This is a genomic window from Streptosporangium sp. NPDC048886 (genome assembly GCF_055586905.1).
The window spans coordinates 53290-70482 of the sequence record NZ_JBVJHH010000019.1 but is presented as its reverse complement, the minus strand read 5'-3'; the positions used below and the strand labels follow the sequence as shown (position 1 = coordinate 70482).

The following is a 17193-nucleotide window of genomic DNA, read 5'->3' as shown; positions in this document are numbered from 1 at the left end:
GATCACAGTCGCGCCGTTCTCACTCACGCCGGGAGCGGTCGCAACGGAAGGACAGAAGGAATATCCGCCATCATGAATCCCGACACCGTCAGACAGAACGGTAAGCAGCTCGGCGTGTTACGTTCCATGCCGCCTCTCGAGCGGTTCACCCCGCTCACCCCTCACATGGCCATTTCCCCGACCGTCAGCGTCGTCGTGCCCGCGATGAACGAGGCGGAGAACCTCCCGCACGTCTTCGCCACACTCCCGCAGTGGATAGACGAGATCATCCTCGTCGACGGCAACTCGGTGGACGACACCGTCGCCGTCGCCAGGAGGCTCCGGCCCAACGTGCGGATCGTCACCCAGACCGGCAAGGGCAAGGGCGACGCGCTCGCCGCCGGCTTCGCCGCGTGCACCGGGGACATCATCGTGATGATCGACGCCGACGGATCCACCGACGGCCGTGAGATCATCCACTTCGTCGGCGCCCTGGTCACCGGGGCGGACTTCGTCAAAGGATCCCGCTACGCCGCCGGCGGGGGCAGCGACGACCTGACCTTCAGCCGCCGGGCCGGCAACAAGGTCCTCACCACGCTGGTGAACCTGATCTACGGCACCCGCTACAGCGACCTGTGCTACGGCTACAACGCCTTCTGGGCCCGCCACCTGAAGGCACTCGACCTCGACTGCGAGGGCTTCGAGGTCGAGACGCTGATGAACATCCGCGCCGCCAAGGCCGGGCTCCGCGTCCACGAGGTGCCCAGCCACGAGCGGTGCCGCATCCACGGCGAGAGCAACCTGCGCGCGGTCCGCGACGGTCTGCGCGTGCTCAGGACCATCATCCGGGAGTGGCACCAGCGGCCGGCCGCGCCGGTCCCGGAGCCCCAGGCCACGCCGGCGGCGGATCAGGGCGCGGCGTAGCCATGAGAAGCAGCGTCGTCATATGCGTCTACACCGAGGAGCGCTGGGAGGACATCCGGGCGGCCGTCGCGTCGGTCGAGGGCCAGCGGCGCAGGCCGTACGAGATCATCCTGGTCGTCGACCACAACCCGGACCTGCACCTGAGGCTCAAGCAGGAGTATCCCGGCATGACCGTGGTGGCGAACACGCACGAGAAGGGACTGTCCGGCGGCAAGAACACCGGCGCGGCGACCGCCTCGGGCGACATCGTGGCCTATCTCGACGATGACGCGGTGGCGGAGCCTGGCTGGCTGGAGGCTTTGGAGGAGGGCTTCCAGGACCCGACCATCGTGGGGGTGGGCGGGCTGACCAGGCCGCTGTGGGCCACCGGGCGCCGTCCCCGGTGGCTGCCGCACGAGTTCGACTGGACCGTGGGGTGCGCCTACCGGGGCATGCCCACCCGGCGGGCCCGGATCCGCAACGTCATGGGCGGCAACGCCGCCTTCCGCAGGGAGGCCGTCGGCGAGATCGGCGGCTTCCACACCGGCATGGGCCGCAGCGTGCAGGGGCGCCGGAGCCGCCCGCTCGGGTGTGAGGAGACCGAGTTCTGCATCCGGCTGTCGCAGCGCCGCCCCGGCGCGGTGATGCTGTTCGAGCCGGACGCGGTGATCGGGCACAAGGTCTCCGCGCAGCGGGCGGGGTTCGCCTACTTCAGGTCGCGCTGCTACGCCGAGGGGCTGTCCAAGGCCCTGGTCGCCTCAAGCGTCGGCGCCGGCGACGGGCTGTCGAGCGAACGGGCGTACGTGATGAGGACCCTCCCGCTGGGCGTGCTGCGCGGCGTCGGCGAGGCGCTCCGGGGCGACCTGCCGGGTCTCGGCCGGGCCTCGGCCATCGTCGCCGGCCTGGCCTGCACCGCCTGGGGCTACGCGGTGGGCACGGCGCGACTGAAGCTGGGGCGGTCATGATCCGTGTCCCGATCCTGATGTACCACTCGGTGAACGACCGCCCGAACGACGAGACCCGGCCGCTGGCGGTCTCGCCGGGACGGTTCGCCGAGCAGCTCGGCGTGCTCCGCGACCGGGGCTTCACCCCGATGACCCTGTCGGACCTGGTCGCCGGGATGCACCGGACGGCGGCGATGCCCGACCGGCCCGTCGCGATCACCTTCGACGACGGATACGCCGACTTCCACAGCCAGGCGCTGCCGATCCTGGCGCGGTTCGGCTGGCCGGCCACGGTCTTCGTGACCAGCGGCTGGGTCCAGGACTCCGGCCCCGTGGCGGCCGGGCGGCGGCCGGCCCCCATGCTGACCTGGAGCCAGGTGCGCGAGGCGGTCTCCTGCGGCATGGAGGTCGGCGGCCACAGCCACAGCCATCCGCAGCTCGACCAGCTCCCGGACCGGGAGCTCCGCAACGAGCTGCGCACGAACAAGGCCCTGCTCGAAGACCGGCTCGGCCGTCCGGTGGCCACCATGGCCTACCCCTACGGATACTCCAGCGCGCGGGTCCGCCGGGAGGTGCGCAGGGCCGGCTACTGGACCGCCTGCGCGGTGGCCAACGACGCCTTCCGCGAGGGCGACGACCTGCTGGCGCTGCCCCGCCTGACGGTCACCGAGCAGACCTCCATGACCAAGTTCGGCAGGGCGGTCGCCGGGCAGCGGCTCCCGGTGCTCTACCTGCGTGAACGGGCTCTCACCAAGGGATACGCGCTGGTGCGGCGGACACGTTACGGGCTACGACGGATCCTCTCGACATACGCGCCGGGACGGGTAACGGACGGTGACTGACACGGGTCTGTCCGGCGGGACGGCACGAGGGCGGCAGGAGCGGCGGCGGCAGCGGCGCCAGAGCCTGCGCCGAGGCCGGCGGCAGGACCGGCGGGGAGCCCCGCGGAGCCTGTGGAGCCGGCTGCCCAAAGACCTGAACGACCCCCTGCTGCGCAACGCCTACTCGCTGATCGTCAACGCGGGGGCCGCCGGAGTGCTCGGCCTGGCCTACTGGACGGTCGCGGTGCGCTTCTACAGCGAGGGCGACTACGGCCGCTCCTCCGCGCTGATCGCCGCGATGCGCCTGCTCGCGGCGCTGACCGCGTTCGGGTTCGTCGGCGCGCTGACCCGTTTCCTGCCCGAGGGCGGACGGGCGACCGGACGCCTGGTCGGCTGCACCTATCTGGTGGGCGGCGGCGCGGCGGCCGTCGCCACCGTGTTCTTCCTGTCCACGCTCGACATGTGGGGACCCAACTTCAGCGGGCTGGCCGGCCCCGGCATGGCCGGCTGGTTCCTGCTGTCGGTCTTCCTGTGGTGCGTGTTCACCGTCCAGGACGTGGTGCTCACCGCGCTGGGCAAGGCCACGTGGGTGCCCCTGATCGGGATAGCCGTCGGGGTGACCAAGATCGGACTGCTGGCCGTGCTGGCCCCGGCCTTCCCCGGTACCGGGATCTTCCTGGCCTGGACGATCCCGGTGGCCGTCACGGTCGTCCCGGTCAGCATCGCGATCTTCGGCAGGCTGGCCCCGCTGGCCGCCGCGCGCAGCGCCCACCGGGCCCCGCCCCGGTCCGGCCGCATCGGCCGCTTCCTGGCCGGCGACTTCCCCGGCACGCTGTTCATCCTGGCCAGCGTCTATCTCATGCCGGTGCTGGTGTTCGCGGGAGTGGACGCGCGGACGGCCGGCTACTACGCCGCGGCGGTCACGCTCGTCGGCGTCTTCGACATGCTGGCGGTCAACATGGCCATCTCGCTGACCATCGAGGGGTCGGGAGATCCCGCGCTGCTGGCCGGCAAGTGCGTGCTGGCGCTCCGGCGGACCATGATGCTCCTGGTCCCCGTGGTGCTGGTGGCCGCGCTGGCCGCGCCGCTCATCCTCCGGCTCGGCTGGGGCCCGTCGTTCGCCGAGCACGGCGCCGGCGTGCTGCGGCTGCTCGCCCTGGCGTCGATCCCGCACGCGGTCATCGAGATCTATCTGGGGGTGCTCCGCGCCCGCAGCAGGGCGCGGACCCTGCTCGTGCTCCAGGCGCTGCTGTGCGTCCTGGTCGTGGGGCTGTCGTTCCTCCTCTTTCAGAGATACGGCATCACCGGCGTGGGCCTCGGCACCCTCGCGGCCCAGGTGATCGTCATGCTCGTCGTCGGCCCGGGACTGGTCAAGGTGGTGCGCGGGGCGCGGACGCCGGCCATCGAGAGGTCGCCGGACGAGACTCCGACGCTGGTGATGATGATCGTCGACGCGCATCCCACCCTGGCCGCCAGGCCCGCCAGGACGTCGACCGCCGAGGCGGCGGAGCCCGTCCGGCCCGGCGTGCCGTGGCCGGTGCGGGCGGGGCGGTGGCTGCCCCCGCTGATCACCGTGGAGGGCCTGGCGGTCGTCGCGCTCGCCGCCGCGGCCGACGGGCCGCCGGTCCTGCCGAGGGCCGTCGCGACGGCCCTCGGTGTCGGGCTGGTGATCGTGGCCTCCGTCGCGGAGCTGGCCATGCGGCGCAGGCGGGTGCTGCTGTGGGCGCAGCTCGTCGCGGTCACCCTGTGCCTGCACGGGACGGAGGCCATGGCCGGCTCGGCCGGGAGCCTCACCGGGAAGGTGACACAGATCATGGCCACCGGGAAGGCCGCCGGCGGAGACTGGCTCCTCGCCCTGCCCGCCTTCCTCGCCCGCGCCATGGGGCTCACCGATCCCACCCCGCTGCTGGTGTGGGCGCCCGTCGCCGCCGCCGTGGCGGCGCTCGCCCCCGCGCTGCTGGCCGCCAGGGCCGTCCACCGTGACGAGCGGTTCCACTGGCCGGCGGCGATGCTGGTGACGGTCGGGCTCTGGCTGGCGCCGGCCGAGCGCGTCCAGATCTCCCTGCTCTGCCTGCTCGGCCTCTGCGCGCTCGCCCTGACCCTGGCGGCGGCGCGCGGGGCACGGCGGCGTCCCGAGAAGGCTGCGGCCGACGACGGTCAGACGATGAGAACGGCGGCCTAAATGGATGTGACCACTGACGACCTGGCCGACCTGGCGTTCTGGACGCAGCCCCCGCAGGCCCGGCTCGCGGTCTTCGCCCGGCTGCGGGAGCTTCCGGCACCGAGGTTCTTCGCCGAGCGCCGCGTGCCGTTCCTCCGCTCGGGCACCGGTTTCCACGCCCTGGTGAGACACGCGGACGTGGTGGAGGCCAGCAGGCGTCCCGCGGTGTTCAGCAGCGAGCCCTCGGTGTCGAGCCCGCAGCCTCCCGGATGGGTGCGGCACGTCTTCGGCGAGGCGATGGTCGACATGGACGACCCCCGCCACGCCCGGCTCCGGCGGATCGTGGCCCGCGCGTTCACCCCCCGGATGCTGGCCAAGCTGGAGGAGGACCTGCGCAGGACCAGCGCGGAGATCGTCGACGACGTGCTCGCGCACCGCCCCCGCGATTTCGTCAGGGCCGTGGCCGCCCGGCTGCCCATCAACGTCATCTGCGACATGATGGGCATCCCCGGCGATCTCCGGGGTGAGGTGCACCGGCACGTCGACACCTCCACGGAATACTCCGGGGTCCGTTCCGACCTGGTGCGGGCGCTGCGCATGGGGGTGCGCAACGCCTCGGCCCTGATGAGCCTGCAGCGCCTGGTGATCCGCCTCGGGCGGCGGCGCCGGGACGAGCCGTCCGACGATCTGGTCTCCGCCCTGGTCCACGCGAACGTCGACGGTGAGCGGCTGACCGCGCGGGAGCTGGGCTCGTTCTTTACCCTGCTCCTCGTGGCGGGCAACGAGACCACCCGCAACGCGATCGCCCACGGGCTCCATCTGCTCTCCACCCACCCCGGGCAGCGGGAGCTGCTGCTGTCCGACTACGACCGGCACATCCCCACGGCGATCGAGGAGATCGTCCGCCACGCGACGCCGATCATGCAGTTCCGCCGTACGGTCACCGAGGACTGCGACCTGAACGGCCACGCCTTCCGGCGCGGGGACCGGGTCGCGCTGCTGTATGTCTCGGCCAACCGCGACGGGTCGGTCTTCGCCGATCCGGACGCCTTCGACATCACCCGCTCGCCCAACCCGCACGTGGGGTTCGGCGGCCCGGGCCCGCATTTCTGCCTCGGCGCCCACCTGGCCAGGCGCGAACTCAACGTGATCTTTCACGAGCTGTTCACCCGGCTCCCCGACATCCGGGCCGTGGGCGACCCCGAATACCTGCCCTCCAACTTCGACAACGGCATCCAGCGCCTGGGCTTCGACTTCTGAAGGGCCGCCCCCTCCCGCGAGCCGGAAACCCCGCCTCCCGACGAAAGGACCCGCCGTGGACGACTGGCCGACGATCACCGTGGTGATTCCGACCCGCAACCGCACCGGACTGCTCAAGGAGACGATCGCCTCGATCCTCGGCCAGGACTACCCGGGCGACCTGACCTGTGTCGCCGTCTTCGACCAGAGCCGGCCGGACGGGTCGTTCGCCGCCGACACCCCGGGCCGCCGCGTCGTGGTGACCGCCAACACCCGCAGCCCCGGGATCGCCGGGGCCCGCAACACCGGCGTGCTGCTGGACGACGGCGAGCTGGTGGCCTTCTGCGACGACACCGACCTGTGGCTGCCGCACAAGCTGCGCTCCCAGGTGACCGCGCTCAGGGCCGGCGGCCACTTCGCGACGTGCGGGATCGAGCTGTTCAACGACGAGACCACCTTCGCCAGGGCGGTGCCCACCCCGACGGTGACCCTGCGGGACCTGCTGCGCAGGCAGCTCCCCTCGATGCATCCCTCCACCTACCTGATGCGCCGCGAGGCGCTGGTCGACGGTTTCGGGCTGGTCAGCGAGGAACTGCCCGGCGGGTACGGCGAGGACTACGAGCTGCTGCTGCGGGCCGCCCGGATCGGGCCGATCACCAACCTGACCGCCACAGGCGTGCGGGTCAGGTTGCACAGCTCCTCCTACTTCTCCTTCGTGGAGTCCAGCGAGACGATCTCCTCGGCGCTCCGCTGGATGCTGGAGCGCCATCCGGATCTCGCGGCGACGCCGGGCGGCTACGCCCAGGTCGCCGGGAAGATCGCCTTCGCCGAGGCCGCCCTGGGGCGCAGCGCGCAGGCCCTGCGCTGGATCGGCCGGACCGTACGGCGGCGCCCCTGGGAGCCCCGCGCCTACCTGGCGCTGGCCGTCACCGCGGGGGTGCCCGCCCGCGCGATCGTCGGCCGGCTGCACCGGATAGGTCGCGGAATATGAGGATCGACGTCATCCGGCCGGGAGAGCTCGGCACGGCCGAGATCAGCGCCTGGCGCGCGATGCAGCGCGCCACCCCGCGCCTGGCCAACCCCTTCCTCAGCCCCGACTTCGCGATCGCGATGGGCGAGGTAAGCGCCGAGGCCAGGGTCGCGGTCATCTCCGAGGCGAGCGGGCCGACCGGGTTCTTCCCCTTCGAACGGCGCCCCGGCGGGGCGGGCACCGCCCTGGGCGCCTGGGTGTCGCTCTGCCAGGGGGTGGTCCACGCGCCCGGCGCGGAGTTCGACGCGCGGGCGCTGCTGACGGGCTGCGGGCTGCACGTGTGGGAGTTCGGCTGCATGGTCGACGGGCAGCCGTGGTTCCAGCCGTTCGAGACCCTGCGCCAGGAGGCGGTCGTCCTCGACCTCGCGGACGGCTATCCGGCCTACGTGGAGGGGCTGCGCGAGCGTTCCCCCAAGTTCCTCAAGTCCACCCTTTACAAGGAGCGCAAGCTCGGTCGCGACATCGGCGAGCTCACCTTCGATCTCACGGTCCGCGACGAGGAGTCGTTCCGGCTGCTGCGGCGCTGGAAGTCGGAGCAGTATCTGCGGATGGGCCGCCAGGACCGGTTCGGCAGTCCGTGGGTGGTGGAGCTCGCCGAGCGGCTGCACGCGGTCGACACCGCCGACTTCGCGGGGCCCCTGTCCATGCTCTACTGCGACGGCAGGCCGGTCGCGGGCCACTTCGGCCTGCGCTCGGACACGGTCCTGGTCGGCTGGTTCCCCGCCTACGACCCGGCCTTCGCCAGATACTCCCCCGGCCTGATCCAGCATCTGAGGATGGCCGAGGCGGCCGCGGCGGCCGGGATCCGGTCGATGGACCTGGGGATCGGGACCGGCTCCGAGTACAAGGAGGCGCTGCGCAGCCGGGGCGAGCCGGTGACGGAGGGGTGCGTGCGGCGGCGGTCGGCCGGCGCGGCGGTGCACTGGCTGCGCAGCGCACCGGTCCGGCGGGTGCGGCGGTTCATCCTCGACAGCCCGGTCCTGTACGGCGCGGCCGACCGTGCCATGAAGCGCTACGGCCACCTGCGGACCCGGATGAGGGCCCGGTAAGCCCTGTGCCAGGGAACCGGTAAGCCCTGTGCCAGGGAATGGGCCCGCGAGCGCGTGCCGCCGCGGCCTCCCCGGTTGACCCACCCCACACTGATCGTGTCGCCACGCCGTTGACCAGGCCAAACGCGTACGCGACCGCCGATCCGGGGCTGGGGGGCATAATGTCACAGACAGCGATCTTCCTGTGACGCCGACATCTTTCCCTTATGCGGACCATAGCCATCGATCGCCACGATTCTTGAGAAAAATTAATTTAAAATTCGAGCAAGTGGAAAGTCGCGATCCATGTTGGCCACAACCGGTCCGCCGGCACCAGACGCCTGGATGATCACATGACTATGCCCGGTAAGAGAAGGCACGCCCGGACGGGCGGCAGGTCCTCGACGTCGCGATGGATCCTCATCGGCCTGGCCGGCGTCCTCGTGGTCGCGGTGGGCGTCTACGCGTACACCTCCTCCGGCCGGCAGACCACGGCCGACCGGCCGCCGGTGGTGCCCGGCGCCCAGAACCCACCCGATTCGTGCGCCCCGACCACCGGGCTCGTGCCGCCCTGCGGGGCCTGGTGGGGCATGCACGTGCCACCGGGCCGCGACCGCAAGCTGGTCCCCGACGTGACCGCCATGGAGCAGAAGATCGGCCGCAAGCTCGACATCACCATTAGCTATCACGACATGTCCGACAGCGATGCCGGACGGTTCTTCCGGGGCGACGAGAGCGAGCTCGGCACCGACCGCATCCTGTTCCTCGGCTGGGAGTCGAGCATCTGGGACGAGAACCTCGACATCGCCTGGCGCGACATCGCGGCCGGACACTACGACCAGGCGATCACCGACCAGGCTGCCCGGGTGAAGAGCTACGGCAGGCCCGTCCTGGTCGGCTTCGACGGGGAGAAGGACCGCGACGAGAGCGGGCAGACCTCCGCCGAGTACATCGCGGCCTACAAGCGCATCGTCGACGGCTTCCGGCAGGCCGGCGCGACCAACGCGCTCTGGGTCTGGGGCGTCACCGGCTACTACCCGTTCCGGGACCGGTGGAAGGCCTACTACCCGGGTGACGACTACGTCGACTGGATCAGCTACGACCCCTACAACTTCGCGACCTGCCGCGGCGCCGACTGGCAGGACTTCAAGGAGACCGTAGGGCCGACCTACGAGTGGTTCCAGCAGAACGGCTTCGCCGGCAAGCCCCTGATCCTCGCCGAATACGGGACCGAGAGCCACCGGAGCGACACCTCGGCGCGCGCCGACTGGTACCGCGACATCCCCGAGGCGATGAAGACGATGCCCAACCTCAAGGCGATCATCCAGTGGAACAACACCGACGCCGACAAGTGCGACTTCTCACTCACCGGCCCCGGCGTGCTGGAGGCGTTCGCCGAAGCCGGTAAGGATCCCTATTTCCGGCAGCCCCTGGCCATCCGGCAGCCCCTGGCCGGACAGCCCGCCGGCTGACGGGGGATCACCGCGCCGGGGCCTGTCCGCCCCGCCCCGGCGCCGAGGCGGGGACGAAGAGGAACACCTGGTCGGCGTCGCCGGTGCAGTCGTGCTGGACCAGCTCGGCCCCGACGTCCACGTCGGCCACCCCGCCCAGGGCGCCGAGGCACAGGCCGCTGTGCACAGGCCGGACCGTGAAGCCCCCGGACGCCCGCGCGCCGGCCCGCTCCAGGAGGAAACGCTGGTTGGCGGCCCCGGTGCAGTTCGACGGCCCGACCAGGGCCTCGCCGTAGACGGGGGCCCCGCTCTTGGCGGGCTCACCGTCGGAGGGCTGGTCGACCGTCAGGCAGCCGACGCCGTGGACGGGGTGGTGCCATTCGATCTGGTAGACGTCACGGCCCACGGCCGCCACGTAGGTGTCGGGGGACAGGCTCCGGCAGGAGCGCTGGACGGCCAACTCCCGGTCGGTGCGGCGGTTGCGCTCACGTCCCTCTCCCAGGCACAGGTCGCGGTCGGCGACGTGGGAGGGGACGATCCGGTACCAGCCGTCGGCGAGCACCGATCCCGGGGAGGCGGAACGCGTGGCCTCCACCGTCGGAGAACCGGGCGCGGAGGTCCCCGCAGCCGCCGCCATCACCGCGACGCCGATCACGACCAGTGCCGCGACGGCCCCCGCCACCGCGACCACGGGCCGCCGCCACGACCTCGCCCCCGGGGCGGCGGATGCCGAGCCGGTGGAGACCGGAGCGTCAGGCCCCGGACCGTCGGGCCCGGACTCGTCGGGGACCTGGCAGGTGGAGACCGGATCACTGGAGGACGGACCGGCGGGGGACGGACCGGCGGGGTCCGGAGCGGCGGGGTCCGGCCCCGGGGAGATCGGCTCGGCGAGATCCAGACCGGTGGGGCCCGGAGCGGCCGGGCCCGGGGCAGCCGGAGCCTGCCCGACAAGGACCGAGCCGGCGGATGCCGAATCAACGGAGCCCGTATTAGAGGAGGGCGTATTGGGATAATTCGGTCGCGCAGAATCTGAACCGGCGGGATACCGCTCGGCGGAATCCAGAGCGGTGGAATCCAGAGCGGCGGAGAAATCGCCCGGAGAAACGGACCCGGTGGGCTCAGATCCACCGTCGGGCTCGGATTCAGTGAGAACCGATCCGACGGAGTCGGAGTTGGAGTCGGAGTCGGAGTCGGAGTCGGAGTCGGAGTCGGAGTCGGAGTCGAGGGAATCAGATCCCGTACGGCCGGACACGGCGGAATCCGTTTTCGCGGAGTCCGCCCCGGCGGAATCGGCCCCGGTGAGACCGGAACCAGCGGAGACCGATCCCGCCGAACCCGCCTCGGGGAGACCGGATCCCACGGAGTCAGCCCCGGAGAGAGCAGGTTCCACGGAGCCGGACCCAGGAAGACCCGCTTCCGTAGAGGCCGCCCCGGAGAGGTCAGGTTCCACGGAGTCAGGCCCGGGAAGACCGGACCCCGTAGAGGCCGCCCCGGAGACACCGGCCCCCACGGAGCCGGATACGGAGAGACCCGCTTCCGTTGAGGCCGCCCCGGAGGGGCCCGATCCCGTGGAGTCAGGCCCGGAGGGGCCGGGATCCCGCCGCGGATCGGCGGGTAGGGGTGCGGCGTCGGCTCCCTCGACGGGCAGAGGCGGCCGTGGGGCGGCGGAGGCGGCGAGATGTCTGCGGACGGCCACCCAGTGGGCGACGACCGTCTCATCCACCCCGCAGGCCCGGACGAAGGCGGCGACCAGCTCTTCTCGCGGCAGCGCCGCCCGGCTGAGCGCCCCGACCGCCGTGCTGGGGGGAAGGACGTCGCCGGACGCCTCCGCCTTGGCGGCGAGCTGCCGGTAGCTCAGGCCCGACCAGCGCCTCAGCCGCCCCAGCGCCATGACGAATCCCGCTGGATCCGTGGCGTCGTCCGGCCCGGGAGGGGTGCCGATCATGTACGACAACGCAGCCTCCCCGGTCACCGACGATGCTTGACCAGCGGAACACTAACCCCCATCGGTGACAAAATGCCACCCTCCAGGTCAACGCGGAGTCCCCACGATCTCCACGCCGGCCCGGAGGGCGTCAAGGTTCATCTGCCGGCTACGTGCCGCCCACGCCGGGGCCGCCCACTAGTCCCGGCGGGTGGTGTAGACGAACTCCCCGAGGTTGAATCCGGACTCCAGCCCGCCGTCGGCGTCCCACTGGTAGTGCACGCCCAGGTAGACCCGGCTGCGCGCGTTCTCCTCCGCGGCGGCGGCGAAGCTGGTGAAGGTGCGCTCCCGCACCGTGGCGTAGGGGTCTTCGGTGCGGACGGTGAAGGTGAGGTCGTGGCCGAACCACCGCTGCATGACCCCGGCCCACGCTCCCCCGAAGGTGGCGTGCCCGGAGATGTAGGCGGGGAAGGGCGGTGAGAAGGGGACGCCGTCCCGGTTCTTCGACAGGGGCACCCACGCCGGGTCGGCCGCGGTCGCCGGGTTGTTGTCGGTGCCGGCGCCCCGGACGGCGGACTGGGGCCGCCAGAGATCGATCGGGGTGGCGTACTTCGCGTCCCAGGCCACGATCGAGGCGTCGGCCAGTGCCATGGAGACGAGGTTGAACAGCTCGGCGTTCTCGCTCTGCTTGAGTCCTTTCAGCTTCGAGATCTCGATGCTGGTGGCGAGCAGCTGCCCCGGCGGCTTGTAGGTGCCGTCGAGGTCGTTGGCCCAGAAGTGCGCCACCTGGGTCTGCTCCGCAGTGCGGGTCGTGGGGGTCGTCGGCCCCCCGGATCCGAGCAGCTTGACCTCGTTGACCTGGGCCGCGTACTGCGGGCTGCGGAGAAGCCGGTCGTAGGAGGTGAACCCGGCCGGAAGCGGCGGCCGGAACTGGGTGCCCGACGTCATGGCGAACGGCTTGAGCCGCCCGAGATTCGGGTCGAGCGCGCCGTCCGCGCCGGTCGGGCGCCAGGACCCCGGGACCCCGTCCAGGGCGTAGGCGGGTGAGAAGGCGGGCTCGTCCCCCGAGCGTTCCGCGATCATCAGGTTGGCGATCTTCGTCCCGTCGGCCTTGCCGCCCTCGATGTGGACGGGATCGACCCAGGAGGGGATCTGGTCGGTCGCCTCCCGCAGCGCCGACGTGAAGTCGAAGCCGGGGAAGACATTCGTCAGGACGCCGTGCGCGGCGGCGTCCATGGTCGCCTCGATGGAGTCGTCCGGATCCTGCTGCGTGATCCGGGGGAGGTAGGTCCTCGGCGCAGCCGGCCAGTTCGCGTCGTGCATGGCGATGTTCATCATCGCCGCGGCCCGTGCCAGCCGCCCCGGAGACGCCTTCTCCTTCACGCTGGCGCGGAACGCCTTCAGTAGAACGTTGTTCCAGTGAAGAACGTGATCGAACGAAGACGCCTGCGGCGGTGGCCCCGTGACCGCCGCGGTCGCCGTCTGCGGCACCGCCGTCGTCACCCATGCGGCGGCGAACGTGGCGGCGAGCAGAATCCCGGCGCGTCTTCGAGTGAACGATCTTTTCAAATGCGACCTCCATCCTGTGGCCTCGATGAGGGCATAAGGCCAAATAGGGAGAAACATGATGGATAGTGAGCGACAAACGGAAGGGCGCACAAGATCGACGCTGTTCCGAACAGTTCGGAACAGTGCCGGAACATCCAGGCCGTGGCCCTGTCAGGCAGGGGCGCGGAGAAGAATCCCGCGGAGTAAAGTCAGGGCCAGGCATTCGCATCGACCGGCTCAGGAAAGGGTGCGTGTGGAGGGCAGGGAGGCCGGAGAGGTAATCGACGATTCGACCACCCGCCCGATGAGAAGACCGGCTCCCGGCCGGATCCCGCTCCCCGGAGACGGCCCGGTCCCACCCCCCGAAGACGGATCACCCCCCGGAGACGGCCCGGTCCCACCCCCCGGAGACGGGTCACCCCCCGGAGACGGCCCGGTCCCACCCCCCGGAGACGGGTCACCCCCCGGAGACGGGTCACCCCCCGGAGACGGCCCGGTCCCACCCCCCGGAGACGGATCACCCCCCGCCCCGGCCCCGCTCTCCGAAGACGGCCGCCCGGCGAGGAGCCCCGAGGGCTCGGCGGAGACCGGAGACCCGGCCGACGGCGAGCCGACCACGGTGATCACGGCTCTCGCCGGGCTCCGGGCCGCCGGCCACCCCGCCGAGCGCGGGCAGCCGGACGGCTCCGAGAACACCCGGGATCTCCGCGCACCGGAGAGAGCCGGAGCCCCGGCGGAGGCCGACGACACCCAACCCGGCGACACCCGGCCCGGCGACACGGTGACCGGGCCGCGGCCCGCCGAGGACATCTCGGCCGTCATCACCTGGCGTGTCCCGGCCCGCGACGAGGAGCCGCACGCCACCGGGGGCACCACCGGCCCGTCCCTGTCGGCCGTCATCGTCAGCGACTCCCCCGACGCGGGGCCCCGCCTGTCCTCCGTCGTCACGGCGTTACGCGCCCAGCGTCCGGCTCCGGAGGAGATCGTGCTGGCCGTCGACCACTGTCCCGAGCTGGTCGCCTGGGCCGAGGCCACGCTCGACGGCGTCGTGGTCGTGCACAGCGAGGAGGCCGTCGGCCCGGCTGGAGCACGCAACCTGGGGCTGGCGAGCGCGCGAGGAGACGTGGTCGCCTTCCTCGGCGACGACTCCTTCCCCGCGCCCGGCTGGTCGGAGTCGCTGCGGGCCGCCTACGCCGACGACCGAGTCATCGGGGTGCGCGGCAGGGTCGCGGTGGGCTGGAGCACGGGCAAGCCCGACTGGTACCCCGCCGAGCTGGCGTGGGTGCTGGGGGTGCCGTGCACCGGCTCGCCCGCCGAGGCGGCCCCGATCGACGACCTGTACGGCGGCGCCCTGTCCTTCCGCCGCGAGGCGCTGGCCGGGGCGGGCGGCTTCCCGGAGACGGACGGCTCCGCCGAGAGGGGCGAGCGCCGGCCTGGCGACGCCGCGGCCGGACCACCGGGCGGGACCGCGACCGAGCTGCGGTCCCGCCTGCGGGAGCTGCGACCGGGCGCGGAGCTGCTCCACCAGCCCTCGGCGGTCGTGCGGCTGAACGTGCCGGCGCACCGGGCCCGGCTGTCCTACTTCCTGGCCCGGTGCGCGGCCGAGGGCCGATCGCAGGCCGGCGTCCGGCGGCGGACCGGCGGGCGGGAAGGGCTGAGAGCCCATCTGGCCCCGGTCAGGAGGGGACTGCCCAGGGCGGTGTTCCGCGCCGTCACCTTCACCGGGCCGGCCGACGTCAAGGGCTGGAAGGCCCTGCTGGTCATGCTCCTGGGCCTGGCCGCGGCCGGCCTCGGCTACGCGGCCGGGCGGCTGCGCACGACGCGGACCGACGGGACCGCCCGGCGGGCGAGCCTCTGGACGCGCCTGCTCGCCCGTACGGCGCTGCCGGCCGCCATCGTGCTCTGGGGATTCTCGCTCCGCCGGGTCGACCTCGACCGGATGACCGACCTGGGGCTGCTCACCGTGCTGCCCGCCACGTTCTGGGGCGCGATCGCGGTCCTGGTCGTCGGGTTCGTCGCCCTGCTCGGCGACCGGCGGGCCCTCGAACTCTGGCACGCGGGATACGCGCTCGCGCTGATCGCCGTACTGCACGCGACGCCCGCCCTGCTCTATCCGTCACTGCGCTACTCGTGGGCCTGGAAACACGTCTCGGTCATCGACTACCTGATCCGGCACGGCGCGACCGATCCGGAGATCGGGCCGCTGTCGGCCTATCACCAGTGGCCCGGATTCTTCTCCTTCTTCTCCCTGATGACGGAGACGGCCGGGCTGGACGACGCGCTGGGCATCGCCGTCTGGGGGCCGGCGGCCTTCAACGCCGCGCTGCTGCTGCCGCTGCTGCTGCTCTTCCGGACGGTGACGCGCAACCGCCAGCTGGTCTGGGGCGCGGTGTGGGTCTACTTCTCCTGCTCCTGGGTCGGACAGGACTACTTCTCCCCCCAGGCCACCACCCTGGTCCTGTATCTCACCGTGCTCGCGGTCGTGGTCAGGCGCTTCCGGCGAGGGCCGATCAGGGCGGGCGGCGACCCGCGGGGGCTGGCCGCGGAGCCGCCGCCCGTCACCGGCGCCTCCACCCGCCTGCTCTGGACGTGCGTGCTGTCCGTCCCGATCATCGCGATCGCCTCGTCCCACCAGCTCACGCCACTGGTGCTGACGGTCGGGCTGACCGCCCTGTTCCTGCTGCGGCGGCACCGCAATCTGGGCATCCTGCTCGTCACCGGCCTGACCGTGGCGGCATGGGACGCGGTGGCCGCCTGGCAGCTCCTGGAGAGCAGGTTCAGCGACATCATCGATTCGCTCGGCGACGCCGGCGGCAACCTGGACGACGGGTTCATCACTCTCGGCTCGGCGGCCCCGGGGCAGGTGATCGTCGCCTACGCCGATCGCGCCCTCTCCGGCGGGGTGTGGCTGCTGGCCGCCGCCGGCGCCCTCGCGCGCCGCGGCTGGCTCAGGCGTTCGGGCCTGCCACTGCTCATGATCGGGCTGAGCCCGCTGCTGTTCCTCGCCGCGGGGAGTTACGGCGGTGAGATCATCTTCCGCGTCTACCTGTTCACGCTGCCGCTGACGGCGTTCCTGGCCGCGGCGCTGTTGCTGCCCTCCCGCAGGGCCTGGGCCCGCGCGCTGGTCCTGACCCCGGTCCTGCTGCTCATGGTCGCGGGCTTCTTCTTCGGCAACTACGGCAAGGAGCAGTCGAACTACTTCACCGCCGACGAGGTCCGGCTGGTCCGGGAGGTCCACCGGGTGGCGCCGCCCGGCTCGCTGATCGTGGCGCCCACGTTCTTCCTCCCCGGGGCCTACGACTACTACGAGCGGTACGAGCACACCTGGCTGGATGAGCTGCCGCCGTCGCGCACCGCCGTACGGGGCCTGCCGGAGCATGTCCCCACCCTGCCGGAGTTGGTCGGCGATCCGCTGCCGTCGCTGGTCGGCCTCATGTCGAAGGTGCCGCCGGGGGCCAGGGCGTATCTGGTGCTCAACCGCGTGCAGAAGAGCGCCACCGAGACCGCGGGGATCTTCCCCCGGGGGACGGTCGACCGGCTGGGCCGGGAGGTCGCCGCGTCGGACCGCTTCCGGGTGCTGATCCGCAACTCCGGCGGCGTCGTCTACGAACTCGTCCCGAGGAAGCCATGAGCCTCTTACGCCTGCTGCTGCTCGCCGCCTCCGGGTGGCTCGTCCTCCTCATGACGGAGGTCGTGGGCGCCGGCCCGGTGCGGGTCGCCGTCTCGGTGGTCTACCTGCTCACCTGCCCGGGCGCCGCCGTGCTGGCCCTGTTCCGTCCCCTGCTCGGCCGCCGCGACCACGCGGGAGACGCCCTGGAGAGCATGGCGCTCACGGTGGCCCTCAGCGTCTCGACCGGCGTGATCGTGAGCGAGGCGTTCTTCCTGAGCGGCAGGTTCACGATGCCCGCCGCGGTGACGGCACTGGCCGGCGTCACCTCGGCCGCGGCCCTGGGGGCGCTGTTCACCACGTGGCTCACCGCACGGCTCACCGCACGGCGTGCCCGGCGCGACCGCATCGAGTATCGCGCCGGGCAGGGCCCGGCCCGCTCGCCGGACGCCGCATAGATGATCGGTCCAGGGGGGACCCGCGGGCGCCGCACCGGCGCCGCCCGGGAGAGGCCGGCCCGCCGGCGCCAAGCTCCCCCTGACATCGCTGAGGAGGCTC

12 protein-coding genes are annotated in these 17193 nt (G+C 72.1%); 10 read left to right on the top strand and 2 right to left on the bottom strand.

The genetic code is table 11. The features are described 5' to 3' along the window. Nucleotides 1-72: 72 nt before the first annotated feature. The 8 genes from ACZ6R6_RS23875 (at nt 73) to ACZ6R6_RS23840 (ending at nt 9577) form a co-directional block, all read left to right on the top strand. Nucleotides 73-903 (top strand): glycosyltransferase family 2 protein, encoded by an 831-nt coding sequence (locus tag ACZ6R6_RS23875; RefSeq protein ID WP_470096701.1) that lies wholly within the window; start codon nt 73-75, stop codon nt 901-903. A gap of 2 nt (nt 904-905) precedes the next feature. Further along, complete coding sequence (locus ACZ6R6_RS23870) at nt 906-1847, top strand: glycosyltransferase family 2 protein (protein WP_470096699.1); 942 nt, start codon at nt 906-908, stop codon at nt 1845-1847. Then, nucleotides 1844-2668, top strand: coding sequence for a polysaccharide deacetylase family protein (locus ACZ6R6_RS23865; protein ID WP_470096697.1), 825 nt, complete (start codon nt 1844-1846; stop codon nt 2666-2668). The genes ACZ6R6_RS23870 and ACZ6R6_RS23865 overlap by 4 nt, the downstream gene beginning before the upstream one ends. Then, entirely contained in the window at nt 2661-4829 is a 2169-nt protein-coding gene (locus tag ACZ6R6_RS23860; protein ID WP_470096695.1) for a lipopolysaccharide biosynthesis protein, read from the top strand. The genes ACZ6R6_RS23865 and ACZ6R6_RS23860 overlap by 8 nt, the downstream gene beginning before the upstream one ends. Beyond that, on the top strand, nt 4830-6068 hold the full coding sequence (locus tag ACZ6R6_RS23855) for a cytochrome P450 (RefSeq protein ID WP_470096693.1): 1239 nt from the start codon (nt 4830-4832) through the stop codon (nt 6066-6068). 55 nt (nt 6069-6123) lie between these two features. Then, on the top strand, nt 6124-7038 hold the full coding sequence (locus tag ACZ6R6_RS23850) for a glycosyltransferase family 2 protein (protein WP_470096691.1): 915 nt from the start codon (nt 6124-6126) through the stop codon (nt 7036-7038). Beyond that, the gene (locus tag ACZ6R6_RS23845; protein ID WP_470096689.1) at nt 7035-8126 is read left to right on the top strand and encodes a GNAT family N-acetyltransferase; all 1092 of its coding nucleotides are present in this window, start codon (nt 7035-7037) and stop codon (nt 8124-8126) included. Before ACZ6R6_RS23850 ends, ACZ6R6_RS23845 begins: the two co-directional genes overlap by 4 nt. A 338-nt stretch (nt 8127-8464) precedes the next feature. Continuing rightward, on the top strand, nt 8465-9577 hold the full coding sequence (locus ACZ6R6_RS23840) for a glycoside hydrolase family 26 protein (protein ID WP_470096687.1): 1113 nt from the start codon (nt 8465-8467) through the stop codon (nt 9575-9577). A gap of 7 nt (nt 9578-9584) precedes the next feature. Here the strand turns inward: ACZ6R6_RS23840 and ACZ6R6_RS23835 are convergent, their stop codons facing one another. Beyond that, the gene (locus tag ACZ6R6_RS23835) at nt 9585-10247 is read right to left on the bottom strand and encodes an RICIN domain-containing protein (RefSeq protein WP_470096685.1); all 663 of its coding nucleotides are present in this window, start codon (nt 10245-10247) and stop codon (nt 9585-9587) included. A gap of 1431 nt (nt 10248-11678) precedes the next feature. Beyond that, nucleotides 11679-13049 carry a vanadium-dependent haloperoxidase gene (locus ACZ6R6_RS23830; RefSeq protein WP_470096683.1) on the bottom strand — a complete coding sequence of 457 codons (1371 nt, stop codon included), beginning with the start codon at nt 13047-13049 and terminating at the stop codon, nt 11679-11681. Nucleotides 13050-13647: 598 nt separating this feature from the next. Here ACZ6R6_RS23830 and ACZ6R6_RS23825 point away from each other — a divergent pair. Together ACZ6R6_RS23825 and ACZ6R6_RS23820 are read left to right on the top strand one after the other, a co-directional pair. Continuing rightward, the gene (locus ACZ6R6_RS23825) at nt 13648-16659 is read left to right on the top strand and encodes a glycosyltransferase (protein ID WP_470096681.1); all 3012 of its coding nucleotides are present in this window, start codon (nt 13648-13650) and stop codon (nt 16657-16659) included. Beyond that, nucleotides 16656-17093, top strand: coding sequence for a hypothetical protein (locus ACZ6R6_RS23820; protein WP_470096679.1), 438 nt, complete (start codon nt 16656-16658; stop codon nt 17091-17093). Before ACZ6R6_RS23825 ends, ACZ6R6_RS23820 begins: the two co-directional genes overlap by 4 nt. The last annotated feature ends 100 nt before the right edge of the window (nt 17094-17193 follow it).